This window comes from Gammaproteobacteria bacterium, assembly GCA_016199745.1.
GTDB lineage: Bacteria > Pseudomonadota > Gammaproteobacteria > Acidiferrobacterales > Sulfurifustaceae > JACQFZ01.
Window position 1 is genome coordinate 42859 of record JACQFZ010000071.1, and the last position, 18245, is coordinate 61103.

The 18245-nt window shown below is 60.8% G+C and carries 13 protein-coding genes; 9 read left to right on the forward strand and 4 right to left on the reverse strand.

Annotated features, from left to right (window positions below):
• Positions 1 to 58: 58 nt before the first annotated feature.
• The 6 genes from hyfB (at position 59) to HY308_19110 (ending at position 7258) form a co-directional block, all read left to right on the forward strand.
• Positions 59 to 2062 (forward strand): hydrogenase 4 subunit B, encoded by a 2004-nt coding sequence (gene hyfB, locus HY308_19085; protein MBI3900366.1) that lies wholly within the window; start codon positions 59 to 61, stop codon positions 2060 to 2062.
• Positions 2059 to 3009 carry an NADH-quinone oxidoreductase subunit H gene (locus HY308_19090; GenBank protein ID MBI3900367.1) on the forward strand — a complete coding sequence of 317 codons (951 nt, stop codon included), beginning with the start codon at positions 2059 to 2061 and terminating at the stop codon, positions 3007 to 3009. The genes hyfB and HY308_19090 overlap by 4 nt, the downstream gene beginning before the upstream one ends.
• Positions 3010 to 3012: 3 nt before the next feature.
• Entirely contained in the window at positions 3013 to 3678 is a 666-nt protein-coding gene (locus HY308_19095; GenBank protein ID MBI3900368.1) for a formate hydrogenlyase, read from the forward strand.
• A 1-nt stretch (position 3679) separates the two neighbouring features.
• Complete coding sequence (locus tag HY308_19100) at positions 3680 to 5131, forward strand: hydrogenase 4 subunit F (GenBank protein MBI3900369.1); 1452 nt, start codon at positions 3680 to 3682, stop codon at positions 5129 to 5131.
• Positions 5132 to 5194: 63 nt separating this feature from the next.
• Positions 5195 to 6736 (forward strand): NADH-quinone oxidoreductase subunit C, encoded by a 1542-nt coding sequence (locus HY308_19105; protein ID MBI3900370.1) that lies wholly within the window; start codon positions 5195 to 5197, stop codon positions 6734 to 6736.
• Positions 6737 to 6742: 6 nt separating this feature from the next.
• Positions 6743 to 7258 (forward strand): formate hydrogenlyase, encoded by a 516-nt coding sequence (locus tag HY308_19110; GenBank protein MBI3900371.1) that lies wholly within the window; start codon positions 6743 to 6745, stop codon positions 7256 to 7258.
• A 115-nt stretch (positions 7259 to 7373) separates the two neighbouring features.
• Here HY308_19110 and HY308_19115 read toward each other — a convergent pair whose 3' ends face one another.
• A complete protein-coding gene (locus HY308_19115; GenBank protein MBI3900372.1) occupies positions 7374 to 7928 on the reverse strand; it encodes a thioredoxin family protein in 555 nt (184 codons plus the stop codon).
• Positions 7929 to 8035: 107 nt separating this feature from the next.
• On the opposite strand from HY308_19115, the gene HY308_19120 reads away from it, so the two are divergent.
• The 3 genes from HY308_19120 to choX all read left to right on the forward strand — a co-directional run bounded on the left by HY308_19120 (position 8036) and on the right by choX (position 11344).
• Positions 8036 to 8845 (forward strand): PhnD/SsuA/transferrin family substrate-binding protein, encoded by an 810-nt coding sequence (locus HY308_19120; protein MBI3900373.1) that lies wholly within the window; start codon positions 8036 to 8038, stop codon positions 8843 to 8845.
• Positions 8846 to 8875: 30 nt separating this feature from the next.
• Entirely contained in the window at positions 8876 to 10228 is a 1353-nt protein-coding gene (locus tag HY308_19125; protein ID MBI3900374.1) for an adenosylmethionine--8-amino-7-oxononanoate transaminase, read from the forward strand.
• Between the two features lie 231 nt (positions 10229 to 10459).
• A complete protein-coding gene (gene choX / locus HY308_19130) occupies positions 10460 to 11344 on the forward strand; it encodes a choline ABC transporter substrate-binding protein (GenBank protein ID MBI3900375.1) in 885 nt (294 codons plus the stop codon).
• Between the two features lie 45 nt (positions 11345 to 11389).
• Here choX and HY308_19135 read toward each other — a convergent pair whose 3' ends face one another.
• The 3 genes from HY308_19135 to HY308_19145 all read right to left on the reverse strand — a co-directional run bounded on the left by HY308_19135 (position 11390) and on the right by HY308_19145 (position 18235).
• Entirely contained in the window at positions 11390 to 11851 is a 462-nt protein-coding gene (locus tag HY308_19135; protein ID MBI3900376.1) for a chemotaxis protein CheW, read from the reverse strand.
• A 127-nt stretch (positions 11852 to 11978) separates the two neighbouring features.
• The gene (locus HY308_19140) at positions 11979 to 12422 is read right to left on the reverse strand and encodes a hypothetical protein (protein MBI3900377.1); all 444 of its coding nucleotides are present in this window, start codon (positions 12420 to 12422) and stop codon (positions 11979 to 11981) included.
• A gap of 29 nt (positions 12423 to 12451) precedes the next feature.
• A complete protein-coding gene (locus HY308_19145) occupies positions 12452 to 18235 on the reverse strand; it encodes an Hpt domain-containing protein (protein MBI3900378.1) in 5784 nt (1927 codons plus the stop codon).
• Between the last annotated feature and the right edge of the window lie 10 nt (positions 18236 to 18245).

Genomic DNA, 18245 nt, shown 5'->3' on the forward strand with positions numbered 1-18245 from the left:
TGGGAGTCAATTCCATGACCGCTATTGCAGAAGCTTACTGCCGGGGCAGCGTCTATTGATGGCCGCATTGGGCTCGCCGATCGTCTGGTTTTTGGCCGTCGCCCTCTTTTGGTTCGCACTCGGCGTGCTCGGGTTGGCACGCTCGCGCAGCATTCTCTATATCGGGCGCATGCTGTTTCCGCTCGGTGCGGTCGGCGGGCTGGTGCTGGCGGCGGTGGCGTTCGGTGCGATCGCTAGTACGCCGGAAACCTTGGTTCTCCCTATCGGCCTGCCGGATCTACCGTTTCACCTACGCGCCGACGCGCTCACCTGCTTCTTCCTACTATTACTCGGCACTGTCGCCGCCGGCATCTCGATCTTCGCCGCCGGCTATTTTCGCGCCGGCACCGGTTCGACACCGGGCCTGTTGTGCCTGCAATATCATATGTTCCTGGCGAGCATGACGTTGGTGCTGTTGGCTGACGACGCCTATGCGTTCATGGTAGCGTGGGAAACGATGGCGTTGTCATCGTATTTTCTGGTGACGTCGCAGCATCGCGTGCCGGAGATCCGCCGCGCCGGATTCCTTTATTTACTCATCGCCCACGTCGGCGCTATCGCCATTCTGTTGTGCTTCGGCGTGCTCCAAGGCGGCAGCTGGCAATTCACGTTCGACGCCATGCGCACCGCTAATTTGTCGTCGACATGGGCGACGATAGCGTTCCTACTCGCCACCTTCGGCTTCGGCGCCAAGGCCGGGCTCGTGCCGCTGCACGTGTGGTTACCGGAAGCGCACCCAGCGGCGCCGTCGCCGGTGTCAGCGCTCATGAGCGGCGTGATGCTGAAGACCGCGGTTTACGGTTTATTGCGCGTCACCTTCGATCTCTTGCACGTACAGACCTGGTGGTGGGGCCTGCTACTGGTCGGGCTCGGCCTGTTTACGGCGTTGTACGGCGTTGTCTTCGCCGCCGTGCAGACCGACATGAAACGGCTGCTGGCGCACTCGTCGATCGAGAACATCGGCATCATCTTCGCCGCCGTCGGTTTGGCAATCGCGTTCGATGCCTATCAGATGCCGGAGTTGGCGGCGATCGCGCTCGCCGCCGGCCTGTTGCACTGTTTGAACCACGCTTACTTCAAGAGCCTGCTGTTCCTGGCCACCGGTTCGGTGTTGCATGCGACCGGCGAACGCAACCTCGGCAAGCTCGGCGGTCTGGCGCGGCGCATGCCATGGGTCGCCGGGCTTGCGCTCATCGGCACAGCGGCGATCGCTGGCCTGCCGCCGCTCAACGGCTTTGTGTCGGAGTGGTTGCTACTGCAGGCGTTTCTGTTTACGCCGACGGTTCCACAGCCATTTGTGAACATGCTGCTGCCGCTCGGCGCGGCGCTGCTGGTACTGACGGCGGCGCTCGCCGGCTACGTCATGGTCAAATTCTATGGCGTCATCTTCCTCGGCCAACCGCGCGAACCGAAACTGGAGCAGGCGCACGACGCCGGCCGGCTCGAACGGCTCGGGCTGTTGTGGCTCGCTGCCGGCTGCGTGCTACTTGGCGTCCTGCCGGTGCCGGTGTTCGCGCTGCTGAGCCATGTCAGCGAATTTCTTTTAGACACGCCGCTCGCGAACCACACGCCGAGCCTGTGGTTGCTGGCGCCGATATCGGCCGCGCGCGCGAGCTACAGCCCGCTGATTTTCTTCGTCAGTATCCTGCTCGTGGTGGCGATCGCATTCGTTGTCGTGCGCCGGTTGTATCACGGGCGCGTGCGCCGGGCGCCGCCGTGGGATTGCGGCTATCCGGCGCTGACGGCGCGCATGCAGGACACCGCCGAAGGATTCGGCCAGCCGATCCGGCAAATCTTCGAATCGTTCTTCCGCATGACGCGCGAGCTGCCGTCGCCGTTCGACGCACGCCCACACTATCGCGTGCAGGTCGCCGACCGCCTGTGGCACGCGCTCTATCTGCCGCTCGCCACCGCCGTGCAGCGCACCGCCGAGCTGGTCGGCAAACTACAGCACGGCCGTATCGCCACCTACCTGCTGTACAGCTTCGTGACGCTGCTGGTGTTATTGATGATCGTCCTATGAACGCGATCGATGTGCTCACGCAGGTGGTCGAGGTGCTGATCGCGATTGCGGTCGCGCCGCTGTACTTGGGCTGGGTCAATCAATGCCGCGCGTGGTTGCAGAATCGCAACGCGCCGCCGCTGCTACAGACATACCGCCTGATCCGCAAGCTGCTGCACAAAGACGCGGTGCTGGCGACACACGCGTCACCGATCTTTCGCGGCGTGCCCTATGTCCTGTTCGGCACGATGGTGCTGGTCGCCGCCATTATCCCGACGATCAGCGTCGACCTGCCGTTTGGCCGAGTGGCCGATGCCATCGCCCTGGTCGGGTTGTTCGCCACCGCCCGCGTCGCCATTGCCCTGGCGGCGATGGATATCGGCACCGCATTCGGCTCGTTAGGGGCGCGCCGCGAAATGCTGATCGGCTTCCTGGCGGAGCCGGCGTTGCTGATGGTGTTCTTCACCACCTCGTTGCTGGTCGGCAGCACGGCGCTGCCGGCGACGGTGGCGGCGCTGGTGCAACACGAACTCGCCATCTATCCGAGCCTCGCGTTCGCGGCGGTAGCCTTCCTGATGGTGCTGCTCGCCGAGAACGCGCGCATTCCGATCGACAATCCGGCGACCCACCTCGAGCTCACCATGATTCACGAGGCGATGGTGCTCGAATACTCCGCGCGCCACCTGGCACTGATCGAGTGGGCGTCAGCGCTGAAGTTATTCAACTACGCCTGCATCGGCTTCGCGCTGTTCGTACCGTGGGGTATCGCCGGTGGCGACGCGCCGGTGACGGCGTTGTTGCCGGCGACGGTATTATTGGCAGCCAAGCTGCTGGTCGCCGGCAGCGGTCTGGCGCTGATCGAGACCGTGAGTGCCAAGCTGCGTATCTTCCGCGCGCCGGAATTTCTGGCGACCGCCTTTCTGCTGGCGGTGCTGGGAATGCTCATTCGGTTGTTACTGGGGAGCTGACACATGAACCCGCTACCACTGTCGTCCCAACTCATCAACCTGCTGGCGGCGCTGCTGCTGTTGCTGTCATTCGCCATGCTAGCACAGCGGCGGATCGCGCTGCTGGTGCAATTGCTGGCGTTGCAGGGCCTGGTGCTGTTTATCTCTACGGTCGTCGTCGCCATCCGCGCCGACCAGCATCATCTTTATTATTCCGCGGCGCTGACGCTCATGCTCAAAGTTATCGTGCTGCCGTGGATCCTCTATCGCCTGATCCGGCGGCTGCACGTGCAGTGGGACATCGAGACGCTGGTGAAGATACCGACGACGATGTTGCTCGGCCTCATGCTGGTGGTGTTCGCCTTCGGCCTGGCGCAGCCAATCTCGGCGTTGGCAGTAACGGTTACGCGCAGCACGCTCGGTATCGCGTTGGCGGTGGTGCTGCTGGCGTTCCTGATGATGATCACCCGGCGCAAGGCGATCGCCCAGGTGATCGGCTTCCTGGCGATGGAAAACGGCCTGTTCTTCGCCGCCACCAGCGCCACCTACGGCATGCCGATGGTGGTCGAACTCGGTGTCGCGCTCGACGTGCTGGTCGGCGTGCTGGTGCTCGGCATCTTTCTGTTCCACATTCGCGAGCAGTTCGACAGTCTCGACCTGCAGCACCTCGAATCGCTGAAGGAACGCTGACATGGAATTACTGGTTCTGCTCGGTGTACCGTTGACCGGGGCGTTGCTGCTGCTCTTGATCGGCGGGCGCGAACACGCTCCTGAGGTCAACGTACTGGCGAGTACGGCGACGTTGGTCGCGGCGGCGGTACTGACCGTGCGCGTCATTCGCGACGGGCCGATGTTGGTGTGGAACGATCAGCTGTTCGTCGACTCGTTCAACGTTTTTCTGGTGTCACTCACCGCCCTTGTTGGCTTAACGACGGCGTTGTTCTCACGACCGTACATGCGCATTGAAGCCCTTCACGGGCGCGTCACCCACAAACGGCTGCGCCTGTATCACGGCATGTTCCAACTGTTCATGTTCACCATGCTGCTGGCGCTGCTCACCAACAACCTCGGCATCCTGTGGGTGGCGATGGAAGCGGCGACACTGTCGACGGTGCTGCTGGTATCGCTGTACCGCACGCCGCAAAGTTTAGAAGCGGCGTGGAAATATTTCATCCTGTGCGGCGTCGGTATCGCGCAAGCGCTGTTCGGCACGATCCTGCTGTACTTCGCCGCCGAGCAGCTGCCCGGCATCGAAGGCATGAGCGCGCTGCTGTGGACCCACCTGAACGACGTCAAAGGTCAACTCGAGCCGCAGATCCTCGGGCTCGCGTTCGTATTTCTGCTGGTTGGTTACGGGACCAAGGTCGGACTCGCACCGGTACACAACTGGCTGCCCGATGCGCACGCCGAAGGTCCGACACCGATCTCGGCGGTGCTGTCCGGGCTGCTGCTCAACGTCGCGTTGTACGCGGTGATCCGCTGCAAAGTGCTGGTCGAAGGCGCGTTGCAGTCGACGTTGCCGAGCCAGATGCTGATGGCCTTCGGCTTATTATCGGTGGTGCTGGCGGCGTTCTTCCTCTGGCGCCAACGCGATATCAAGCGACTGTTTGCCTACTCGTCGATCGAGCATATGGGCATCATCACCTTCGCCTTCGGTCTCGGCGGGCCGGTGGCAAACTTCGCTGGCCTGCTGCACATGACGGTGCACTCGCTCACCAAGTCGGCGATCTTCTTCGCCGTCGGTCATGCCGCACAAAAAGCCGGCACCCAAATCATGGACGACATCCGCGGCTTGGTGACGGTGAGCCCGACGGTCGGCTGGGGCTTGATGTTAGGCACACTGGCGATCCTCGGCATGCCGCCGTTCGGCGTATTCGCCAGTGAATTTCTGATTCTGACGACGGCGATGCGCGAGCAACCGTGGGCGACGCCGCTGTTGCTGCTCGCGCTCGGCGTCGCCTTTGCCGCCATCTTCAGTCGTGTGCAACCGATGGTGTTCGGCGAAACCAACGTCGCCCGGTTGCCGCACGCGCCGGCGCTGATTCCGGTGTTCGTGCATCTGGCGATCGTACTGCTGCTCGGCTTGTATATTCCGCCTTACTTGGCCGATTGGTATCGACAGGCGGCCGAGTTGATCCAATAGTGAGTCGCGCGATGGAATATTAGGTTCCTTCCCCTGAGGGGAGGAAGAATACAGGAGCAAATTCTGAATAAGACAATAGACCGTATCGCCTGGGAATCGCTGACGACCGCCGTGCCGGTGCGGCGGGCACGCGTCGACGCAGCACAATGGCGCGCATTCACCGCCGCGGTGCGCGACGCCGGCGGCCGGTTGTTAACCCTGTGGGCCAGCGATGTACGCGATCTCGCCGGCGGCTTTCTCGTGCGAGCAACGCTGCAGGATCAACAAGGATTGGCGGTGCTGGAATTGCCGCTAACCGAGTCGGCGCCGGAATATCCGACGCTCACCCCGACGTTTCCGAACACCGCGCGCATGCAGCGTGCCGCTTATGACATGATCGGTGTACGCGCTGCCGGCGACGATGCGCGTCCATGGTTGCGGCACGAAGCTTGGCCGACGAACACGTTTCCGCTACGCCGCGATTTTCCAGCAGCGCACCGTTACGACATCGGTACGCCCGCCTATCCGTTCGTGCCGGTCGAAGGCGACGGCGTGCACGAGATTCCGGTCGGGCCGGTGCATGCGGGCATCATCGAATCCGGGCATTTTCGTTTTTCGATTGTCGGCGAGAAAGTGCTGCGCCTCGAGCAGCGCTTGGGCTACGTGCACAAAGGCATCGAAAAGCGCTTCGAGTCAATGACGCTCGGCGACGGCCAGCGACTGGCGGCGCGCGTGTCCGGCGATTCGGCAGTGGCGTTTTCCTGGGCCTACTGCATGGCACTGGAAAGCCTCTGCCACACGACCCTGTCAGCACGCGCACTGTGGTTGCGCGCGTTCTGCCTCGAACGCGAGCGCATCGCCAATCATCTCGGCGATCTCGGCGCGCTCGGCAACGACGCCGGCTTCGCTGTCGGTCTGACGCAGTTCTCTTTGCTGAAGGAAAACGTATTGCAGTCGAACGTCGCCGCTTTCGGCTACCGTTACCCGATGGACTATGTCATCCCCGGCGGCGTCGCTCTCGATCTCGCCGACGATGTGCGGACGGCGCTGCTCCGTGAGGGCGAAGCGCTAGCGCGTGATGTCGCCTCGTTGCGCCGAATTTATGACGATCATACCGGCCTACAGGATCGTTTCATCGGTGCCGGCCGCGTCGAGCCGGCACTGGCGGCGCGACTCGGTCTCACCGGCCTCGCCGGTCGCGCCAGCAGTCAACTATGGGACCTGCGCTGCGATCATCCATCGGCGCCGTATAACACGCTCGGCGTACACATGGTGTCGCACCGAAGCGGCGATGTTGCCGCGCGCGTCATTGTCCGCTTCGACGAGGTCGTCGAGTCGCTGCGGTTGTGCCAGCAACTCCTGGAACAGCTTCCCGGCGGCCCGATCCACAGCGAGCTCGGTGCCACACCGGAAACCGGCTTCGGCACCGGCTGCGTCGAAGGCTGGCGCGGACCGGTTTTGATCGCACTCGACAATGCCGGCAATATTATCCGCCGCTGTCACGCGCACGATCCATCGTGGCACAACTGGCCGGTACTCGAACACGCGGTGATCGACAACATCGTTCCGGATTTCCCGTTGATCAACAAATCCTTCAACCTGTCGTACAGCGGTCACGACCTCTAGGCTGCCATGCTGCGCACACTATTTCGAATTGTCCGAACCGGAGTGGTCAGCGAACCGGCGCCGCCACCGGCGCAAGCGCTGCGTCAACGCGAGGCGCTGCAACAGGACATCCTGCGGATCATGGGTCGGGCCCTCTGTATCCGCCACGTCGATGCCGGCTCGTGCAACGGCTGTGAGCTCGAGATCCATGCGCTCAACAATCCGCGCTATAACATCGAAGGACTTGGCATTAAATTCGTCGCCAGCCCGAGACATGCGGATATGTTGCTGGTAACAGGACCGGTATCAGTCCATATGGAAGTTGCGCTGAAGCGCACTTATGAAGCGACCGCCGACCCTAAGTTGGTCATCGCCATCGGCGATTGCGGTGCCGATGGCGGCGTCTTCGGCGAGTGCTACGCCAGCCGCGGGCGCATCGCCAACGTGATTCCGGTCGACGTTGTCGTTCCCGGTTGCCCGCCAACGCCGACGGCGATACTGCAGGGCATCATTACCGCAATTACCGCTCGCGTCGGCGACTGACGCGGCTCGCCGCTGGCGACAGCGACGCCGAGTTTCCGCACTGTGTCATAAAATTTCCCGCCGCCACTAGTGTTGCGGGTCAAATGAATTAATGGCTCGCGACACTAGCGCGCGGCTACCCGCCCTTCCACTTAATCGAGCACCCCATGCTCGCCACTTGCTCCGTCGGACCACGTCCGGTCTGGGCGATCTGCTGCAGCGCTTCATATAAGTCACGCCGCGCATTCGCCACCGGTTCTTTACGCGACGCGTCGAGCCGACCGCGGTACTGCAGCTTTAGCTCTTTGTTGTAACCGAAGAAGTCCGGCGTACAAACGGCGCCGTAAGCCTTGGCGACTTCCTGCGTTTCGTCGAACACATACGGAAACGGATAGCTGTATTCGTGCGCGACTTTTTTCATTTTGTCGAACGAATCTTCCGGATAGTCCGCTGGATCGTTCGAGCTGATCGCGATCACGCCGATACCGAGCGCTTTGAGATCGTGCGTCTCGCGAATCAACCGCGCGCGCACCGCCTTCACGTACGGGCAGTGATTGCAGATGAACATCACTAGCAAACCATTGGCGCCGCGCGCGTCGTTGAGCGTCCACGTACGACCATCGACACCGGGCAGCTTGAAATCGATCGCCGGCAGGCCAAAATCGCAAATCGGTGTCTCCATCAACGCCATAACTGCTTCTCCCATCGCTGTTTCAGAACGACCTATTATGCGACTCGTCGCTACGCCGGGTCACTCGGCGTCCGCCCTCCTACCGCGGGACCGTCTATTCTTTGGTCATGGCCTTTAAAAATAGACGCCGACGGTGGGCATTTTTGCTCGCCGCGGTATTGCTGCCGGTAACGACGTTCGCCGATGAGCCGCTGGTACTGTTGCTGCAACCGCTCATGCATCACCCCGCCGAGCAAGGTTATCGCCCACTGACCCAACATTTAAAAGCACTAACCGGACACGACTGGGTCGTGCAGGCGCCGACCGAATTCGTCGTTTACTGGGAGACGCTGCGCCGCAACGCCTACGACTTGGCGCTCGATGCACCGCACTTCACCGATTATCGTGCGCGCAAATTCGGTTTTACCGTGCTCGCCAAAGTGCCGGACACGTTGAGCTACAGCCTGCTCGTGCGCGCCGACCAACGCATCGCCGACCCGACCACGCTCGCCAACAAACGCATCGTTACGCTCGGCTTCCCGCACATGGGCCCGGCGCGATTGCAGGCGATATTTCCCAATCCGCTACGACAACCTGTCGTCATCGAAACCGCCGACGCCGTTGCCGCCATCGAATCGCTGCTCAGCCAAAAAGCCGATGCCGCGCTGTTACCGGCGACCTTCGTCAGCGAACGTATGGAGCAAGGCGGCCTAACGGTTGTGTTGAGCACCGAACCGTTGCCACAGCTGGCGCTGTCAGCATCACCGCGGCTATCGAGCGCTATGCAAAACGCCATCCGCGATGGCTTTCTCGAAGCCCACAAAAACATGGGTGGCCGCAAGATGTTGCAAATCCTCGGCGTCGACCGCTTCGAACCCGCTACCGCCGAGCTCTTTTTAAATCAAGGAAACATTCTTAAAAGTTACTGGGGGTACTAACATGTCACCCGGAAACTCCGGGAACAGGCAATGAACCACCAGCAACTGATCGAGCGCGACCTGCGCGTCCTCTGGCACCCCTGTACGCAAATGCGCGACCACGAAGAAACGGCGCCGATCGCGATTCGGCGTGGTTACGGGGTGTGGCTCGAAGATTACGACGGTCGGCGTTATCTCGATGCTGTCAGCTCGTGGTGGGTAAATTTGTTCGGCCATGCAAACCCACGCATCAACAACGCCATTACCGCCCAGCTCGAACAGCTCGAACACGTCATCCTCGCCGGCTTTACGCACGAACCGGTGGTACAACTCTCCGAGCAATTAATCGAGCTGGCACCGTCGGGCTTGGCGCGCTGCTTCTATGCCTCCGACGGTTCCGGCGCGATCGAGATTGCGCTCAAGATGAGCTTCCACTACTGGCGCAATCGCGGCGAGTCGCAACGCACGCGTTACATCAACTTGAGCAACAGTTATCACGGTGAAACTCTCGGCGCGCTGGCCATGGGCGACGTGCAGCTCTACAAAGAAACTTACGAACCGCTGCTGCTCAAACCGATCACCGTACGTTCGCCCGATTGCTATTACCGCGAAGCCGGTGAATCGTGGGAGTCGTATTCGCAGCGGACGTTCGCCGAGATGGAAGCAACGTTGGCACAGCACGCGCACGAAGTTTGCGCCGTGATCATCGAACCGCTGGTGCAATGCGCCGGTTCGATGCGCATGTACCACCCGATATATCTGCAACTGCTGCGCGCTGCCTGCGATCGTTACGGTGTGCACATGATCGCCGACGAAATTGCGGTCGGCTTCGGCCGCACCGGCACCCTGTTCGCGTGCGAGCAGGCGGCGATCACTCCCGATTTTTTGTGCCTCGGCAAAGGCCTCACCGGCGGTTATCTGCCGCTATCGGTATGCCTGACCACCGACAAGATTTATCAGGCGTTCTATGCCGAATACACCGCGCGGCGCGCGTTCCTACACTCGCACTCGTACACCGGTAACCCGCTCGCTTGCGCCGCGGCGTTGGCAACGCTCTCGATCTTTCGCGACGACGATATCGTAACGCGTAACTGCATGTTGGCGGCGCACATGACGCAAGCGACAGCGCCGTTGCAAGACCATCCGCATATTGCCGAGGTGCGACAAACCGGCATGATCGTCGCCATCGAGATGGTGCAGAATAAAAAGACCGGCGAACCGTTCCCGTGGCACCAACGACGCGGGCGTGCGGTTCATCGTTATGCATTGGAACACGGCGCACTACTACGGCCGCTGGGCGACGTTGTTTACTTCATGCCACCGTACGTCATTACGCCAGAGCAAATCGATCAGCTAGCGAGAATTGCGCATGATGGGATTGAACAGACAACAAAACCGCTGTGATTCGCCACGACGGCTCAACAGCGCTCACCACCGACCGCCGCAAAGTATCAACCTCATTGCCGGCGGCGCTGTACTATTAATCGAGCAATCAGGCCGAACGAAGTGGATATCGACACACGGACAGACAGCTATCGATCAGCTGCACAACTCATAGGAGGAGATAACGATGATTTTGTTCACGCATCAGCGGTTGTCGGCAATAGGTTCGAGCATTGGTAGCCGGTGCGCGCTATGACGGAATCTCCTCAATGTCGCAAAGTGAACTTCGCCGACGTTCGTTGGGCCGATATCACGGCAACTACCTCGCTTGCATCGATCGTGCTCAAAGGGCTCGGTTATACGCCCAGCAAAACCCTCGTCTTGGTGCCGAAGGTTTTCGAGCACCTCAAGCATAAAACCTTCGACATCTTCCTCGGCTACTGGAATCCCACCATGACGCCGATCATTGAGCCTTATTTGCAAGAGGGTTCGGTGAAGCTGTTGGACATACCTAATCTGACCGGCGCCAAGTTTACGCTGGCGGTACCGACCTACGCGGTCGGTGTCGGGCTCAAAGATTTTGCCGATATCCATAAGTTCCGCGATCAGCTCGACAACAAGATATATGGGCTCGAGCCCGGTAACGACGGCAACGCGCTCCTTCGGAAAATGATCAACCACAACGATTTTGGACTGAAGGGCTTCGAGCTTGTCGAATCGAGCGAAAACTTTCTGCTGCCGACAGTAGATCGTGCCATTCAGCAAAAGAAGTTGATTGTGTTTCTCGGCTGGGCGCCGCACCCGATGAACGAGCTATTCAAGATCACCTATTTATCGGGCGGCGACAAAATCTTCGGCGCCAACTACGGCGGCGCATCGATCTACACCGTGGTATCGGCCGATTTTCTCGATCGCTGCCCGAATGTCGGGAGCTTTATGAAAAATCTGCGATTCACGGTGCCCATGGAAAACCAAGTCATGGCACTCATCGTCGACGGATACGATCCGATGGCGGCGGCTAAAGAATGGCTTAAGCAACATCACGATGTGCTGAGCCGATGGCTGAAAGGAGTGAATACCGTCGACGGCAAAAACGGACTCGTTGCCGTCAAAAGCTTTCTCGGGATAACGGGATAACGGATTCACCAACAAAGGGTCCAACAGGAAGAACAACAACGACAGCTACGGATAAAACGCCTTCCGCAATGCGTCGAAATCGGGGATCAGTAGCGTGCGCTCTTTCAGCTTGAGGCCGCTGGCGATAAAGGGCGAATCGAGCAACGCATCGTTGTCCAACGATTCGATCGATTCAGCGGTAATCGATTGTGGACGCGGTTCGCCAGCGGACAGCAGTCCGAAGAATTCCATGTCTTTAGCGCCGCGTAGCGGATAGAACACGACGATCTTGGCGCCCTCGACGTGCGACGCCACCGTTTGCCCCATCAATACCTCGAGCGACACGATCGGGACCGTCTGCAGGCGCCAACCGAATACACCGAGCAACCACGGCGGGCCACCAGGTACCGGCGATAGTGCCGCTGGATTAGTGACCTCGGCCACCGCTGCGCTCGGCAACAATAACGAAATGCCCTTCAGCGGAATCTCCAAGCTATGAATGCGCTCTTGTGTCGTACGCCGGCTCATTGGCCCACCCTTAGAAGCGCGAAGCGAACCAACTCCCCCTCTCCCCTTGCGGGAGAGGGTAAGGGGAGAGAGAGCGTAGTGCGAAGACGAAATCGCTTCAGAGGCACAGCTCGTAATATCAGTGCGCTCATACAGCCTCCCCCAGACTGCGCAAATAGGCTGCCAATACCAGCGGATCGAATATCAAGGTCACGACACTACCGTCCACCCATGCCGCGTTAAAGAAATGACCGAAGCGCGACGACTTCGGGCCGAGCGGCGTAAACGGCGCTACGTGGATGTCATTACGATTGAGCAACTGAATTTCGTCGGCGACTAAACCGACGGCTTGCGGCTTGGCTTCGATGAAGACCGCGCGCTGCCATTGCTGCGTGCGCAGCGGCTTCAGTGTCGAATCCAAGGCAAACGCCGGCCAACGCCCCTGCCGTGCCGGCCGCCAAGCGGTGACCAAGCTATCGCTATCATCGGTAACAAGCGCGTCGCGCTGCTCGATGGCCAAGCTCGCACTACCCGGCAGCAAAAAGTTGACGCCTTGAAAAGCAATGCGCAGAAATTGATTGGCGTCGGCCACCGTCGGTTATCTCGTGCGCCAGGTCGACGTCACTTTATCCGGCCTTTCGCCAGCAGCGCGTCGATGTTCTTGAACAACTCTTCTTCTTGGTACGGCTTGCTCATGTACATGTCGACGCCGAGCTCGAAGGCCTTCTGCCGATGTTTAGCGCCGGCACGCGAAGTGATCATGATGATCGGGATATGTTTCAAGCGTGCTTCCGAGCGCACGCGGCCGGTGAGCTCGTAACCGTCCATGCGCGGCATTTCGATGTCGACCAGCATGAGATCGGGCTCGGCGTTGCGCAATTGCTCGACCGCGTCGACACCGTCCTTCGCCACCATGACGTCGAAACCGCGCTTTTGCAGATGCTTGCCGGTGACTTTGCGCACAGTAAGCGAGTCGTCGACCACCATGACGATCGGACGTTCGCGAACCGGCGCCGCCGGCTCGACTGCCTGCAGCCGGCTGTGCTCGACGCGCAGCAGCATGTCTTCCGAATGCCATAAGCCGGCGATGTCCAAGATCAGCACCACGCGGCCGTCGCCCATGATGGTGGCGCCGGATACGCCTTTGATCTCTACCAGCTGCGGCCCGAGGGCTTTGATGACGATTTCGCGCGTGCCGCCGAGACCGTCGACGTGCAGTGCAACGTCGCGCGTACCGGCGCGGGCCAACAATACCGGCACTTTACGACTGCTGCGACCGCTCGGCGTGGAAGTTATGCCGAGGCGCGCACCTAAGTTCATGTACGAGTACAGCTGATCGTTATGATTCAGCAGCGGATGCTTACCCACCGACATCTTGGTGAGTTGCTCGACCGGGCACTCGATGATGTTGGCGACCGACGCGATCGGGATCGCGTACTGATGCTCACCGACATAAACCATTAGCGCCTGCGCGATCGACAACGTCAGCGGCAGGCGAATGTGGAAGGTCGTACCTTTGCCCGGCTCGGTCTTGACCACCATGCTGCCACCAAGCTGTTTCACTTCGCTATGGACGACGTCCATACCGACGCCACGGCCGGACACTTGCGTAATGGTAGCGGCGGTCGAGAAGCCGGACAGCAGCACGAACTGCAAGATGTCTTCTTCCGTAAGATTCGCGTCGACGGTAACGAGACCGCGCTCGATCGCCTTAGCGCGAATGCGGTCGAGGTTCATGCCGGCACCGTCGTCGCCGAAGCGGATGACGATTTCGCTGCCTTCTTGCGCAGTGTGGATCGTAATGCGGCCGGCCGGCGGCTTGCCGAGACTGACACGATCGGCCTCGGATTCGATGCCGTGATCCAAGCTGTTGCGGATCATGTGCTCGAACGGGCCGATCATGCGCTCCAACACTGTACGATCGATCTGCACGTCGGCGCCGGCGATATCGAGTTCGCAGCGTTTGCCGAGATCACGCGCCGTTTGCCGCACGATGTGACGCAGTCGCGCCGCTTGGGTCGAGAACTCGACCATGCGCGTGCGCATCAAGCCTTCTTGCAAATCGGTGTTGAGGCGCGCTTGTTGTTGCAAGACGGTCTCGGCCTCGCCGACGAAAGCGCCCATGTTCAATTGGATCGTCGTCAAGTCGTGCAAGCTTTCGGTCAAGCTGCGCGTCAGTTGTTGCAACTTCGAGAACCGGTCGAACTCGAGCGGATCGAAATCGACCCCCGACGTCTCGCCACTCTCGACGCGATAAAGAATTTGCGACTCGGATTGGATTTCGAGCTCGCGCAGCTGCTCGCGGAAACGCGTGACGTTGCGCCGCAGCTCGGCTAAGTTGTCGCGGAAGCCATAGATCTGCTGCTCCATGCGCGCGCGTGAGATCGACACTTCACCGGCGTAATTAACGAGGTTGTTGAGCAGGTCGGTGCGAACACGAATTTGGCCTTGCCCCTGCCCTTGGCGATCGGCACCGCGCCGATCGGCGATGCCTTCGCCTTCGGCCGGCGGCGGCGTGATGTCTTGTGCCTCGGCGGCAATTCGTACGGGTGCGGCGACTTTGGGCGTCGACGTCGGAACGGGCGTAATCGGCGCTACCGGTCGCGGCGTTGGTTCCGGCGGGCGCGCGACAACCGGCGGGGCAACAGGAGCGGCCGGAATGACCGGCGGCGGCGAGCTACGCTCGATCACCGGCTCCGGCACATCGATCAACATTTCCGGCTCGAATTCCGCGACCGGTTCGAGATCGATCTCCGACTCAGGTTCCGATGTGGATTCCGACTCGGGCTCGGTGGCGGCGGTCGGTGCCGGTTCTTCGGCCATTGGCGGTGCGGGTGCGAACACCGGCGGTTCCGCGGCACGCTCGGCGACCATAGGGCGACCGGCAGCAACGGCGTTTAACCGCTCGGTCAGCGCGTCCAAGCCAGGTTGCGGCTCGCCACTACCGATATGGCCCAACATCGACACTAATAGATCGTGCGACTCCTCTAGCAGGTCGAACAGTACCGGCCCTGGGGTAAGGGTGCGGCTTTCTACCTGCATGAGCAATGATTCGGTGATATGGCTCAGGTTACCCATATCGAGCGCCCCGGCCATGCGCGCGCCGCCTTTCAGGGTATGCAACGCGCGCTTAAGCTCCGGCAACGGGCTCATATTGTCCGGCTGTGCCCGCCACGCGCCGACCATTTGCTCGACCGTATTGAGGATGTCTGCCGCCTCTTCGCGGAAGATTTCCAATAATTCCTGGTCGATCACCGATTCGGGAACGGCGCTTATCGGCGCTGCCGGCGGCGGCGGTGCAATCGGTGTGGCAGCGATCGGCGGTGGCGCTGGTGCGACCTCGACCACTTCGTACGCCGATTCGTCATCGACTGTCGGCTCAGAGGCGCCGATCAACTCGATGCCATCGTCGGCATTATCGGCAACGACGATGTCGTCGATCTCGGCGGCGTTGATCTCCGGCGCTTCCGGCAATTCGATCGATTCGTGCTCGGCTTTCGCCGAGCGCGCAATTTGGTCGAAGCGCCCGGTCAAATCATCCGACGCCCCCATTCCGCTCGCGACCGCATCGACTAGGTCATTGACCGAACCGGTAAAACTCTCGAAGTAACCAAGATGCGCATCGACCAGCGGTAAGTGCCGCGCTTGCAGCGCGTGCAACAGTTTTTCCAGCTCGGCGCAAGCGTCGGCCATCATCGGAATGCCAAGCGAGCGTGCGTTACCTTGTAAGGTATGAATCGAACGCATCAGGCTGCCGGTCGGCAGGCCGGTGCCACCGGCGCCGCGGAATCCGGCGATTTCGGTTTGAATGCTGCGAACGTGGCCGCGCGCTTCGTTGGTGAAAATTTCCAGCAGCGGCCCATCGAGCTTGGGCAACGGCTTACTTGTCGGCGTCGCCGGCTTGGTCGAAGCACCGCGATTCTCTACTAGGTCGTGCGCACGCCGTTCCAGCGCGGCGATGTCGACATCGGGCGCCGGTCCGCCTTCGAGCTGCGCCACCATCAACGGCAGCACTGCCAGCGATTGATCGATGATTTCGAACATCATTGGCGACGTTTGGATCTTGCCGTCGCGCACGTGGTTCAGCATGTTCTCGACCGACCAGGCGAACTCGGCGATGACCGTCGCGCCGACCATGCGGCCGCTGCCTTTTAACGTGTGATAGCCACGACGCACGTCGGCGAGGGCAGTATGATTGTCCGGCTTAGCGCGCCAGCCGGGATACTCGCGACCGATATTGCCGAGCACGTCGCGCGCGTCTTCGATAAAAATCTGCAGAATTTCTTCGTCGAAATCGTCGGCCGGTGCAGCGGGCGTCGGCTTTGCGGGCGGTGGCGACGCTGGTGCGGCAGCCGGAACTGACGACGGTACCGACGCACGCTGACCGAGAGCATCGCACGAGGCACGCAGCGTAAGCCGCACTTCAGCCGACAACGCCGACGGATCTTCGGCAACCAACTCAAGCAACCGATCCATCTCCGCAACAATCTGCCGGGTACGCTCCGGATCGTGGGTCAATTGCGTCGACACGTCGGTCAGTGCATTTTGTACCGCAGCAAATGCATCGGCGGCACTCGGCTCGGCCAGCCAAGCATCGAGGGACATACGCAACGTCGTTAACGGATCGTTGCCGGCAGCACTGTGGCCACCCATCTTGCTCTGCACCGCCACACGCATTTCGCGCAGCGCGGATTCGATAAGCGGATCGAGATTCTTGCGGCCGGCACGCAGACCATCGACGTAGGCGCCGATGGTGCCGATACAAACGGCGAGGCCGTCGAGAATCGCCGAATCCGCCGTCAGCGTCTTGCGGCGGATATCTTCGACGTGTTGTCGCGTCGCCGACGTCAGCTCGACCACGCGTTCGACGCCGAGCAATACTTCCAACGCGCCTTGAATCTGGCCCAACTGCTTTGGCACGTCGTCCAAACGCTCCAACTGCGTGTTGTGCGTCGCAAAACCTTCGAGCGCTTCTTCGATCTTGGTGAGGTTCACGCCGACTTCAGTCGCGACCACACCCAGTAACTGCTTGTAGTCGCTCTCGGTCAGCTCGGCCTCGCTGACATCGATGTCCTCGACCGGTGGACCTTCGCTCGGGATGTACAACGACCGTAGCGCCACGATCGCTTGATCGATCTGGTGCTTCCAGTCGGCAACCGAACCATGGACATCGCGCGCACCGGCTTCGATCAGCACCAACGTTTCCGCCATCGGCATTGACGCCGCCGGCGGATTCTCGATCTGACCTTCGCCCAACGCCTCGCACGTCGCCAAGAATTCTTCGACCAGCCGCCGCAACAGCGGCATGCCCATCATTTCGAGCGTGCCGGCCATCTTGCGCAGCAACTCGCGTAACGGCGCGAGCGACGCTGCGTCGGTCTGTCCCGAGTCGAACGCGCTCGCCAACAAGTCTTGTGCCTGCTCGATCTCTTTGGCGAGCACGCGCGACACCGATTCCATAACCTCGGGCGAGGATTGATCATCGCCCGCGTTCGGTTCGTCGTCGATGCGACCAAGCAGCGCATCCAGGCCAAACGCCTGCTTGAGTTGACGAACCTTAGGACTGTCGGAGCCTACCTGCGCCAAGTCGAACAACACCGAACGCACCAACGCCTCGGACGAGCTACGTAACATCGACTTCTCGGCGCCGTCGACAATCTTTTTAATCTGTTGATCGACGCGCGCCAACAGCTTCTTACGTTCGGCGGTGGGTTCGAGATCGCCATCGATCATGCCCGCCAGCAAACCGCCGGCAACCCAGAATAATTGCTCGAGCACGCCCATGCCGGCCTGAAGCTGCAGCTCATCGAGCGCGCCGGCGATAGTCTGCAACGGCGGCTTGTCGTTGGTGTCGCGCAACCAGCTGAGCAACGCTCCTTGGAAGCTCGGGCGCAGTTGCCGCGCCAACGCCGCATAGTCGGCGTCGGTTAGACGCTCGCGTGGCGCCGCCGGTGTTGGCGGTCGCACGGAAAGATCGGGTTGAAAAAATTCGAGCTCGGACACCGGCTCCGCTTTGCGGGCGGCGCGCAACTCATTAAGTAAGGGTAAGTGCTTGAGCGGAACGTCGGGATAACCGACCTGCAACCGCGCCAAGTAATCGGGCAGGATGAGAATGCCGCGGGTCAGCGCTTCGAGAACTTCGTGCGACGGCTCGACCTTCTCGTCGAACACCGACTCGGCCAGCGCTTCGACCTCGCGCGCCATCATGGCGGCGCCGTCGAGTTCGACCATCAACAACGTACCGACGACTTGATGCAAATGCGTAATACAAAAGCGCAGGCGAGCGCGATCGACCGGGTTCTCGACGAATTCCTCCAAGGCGACACGCGCCTGCTTGAGGGTCTCGTCGATTTCGTTTTTGACCCAGCCGAGTGTGCTGGGGTCGACCTTTCTGAACGTGCTCATGGCAATTAGT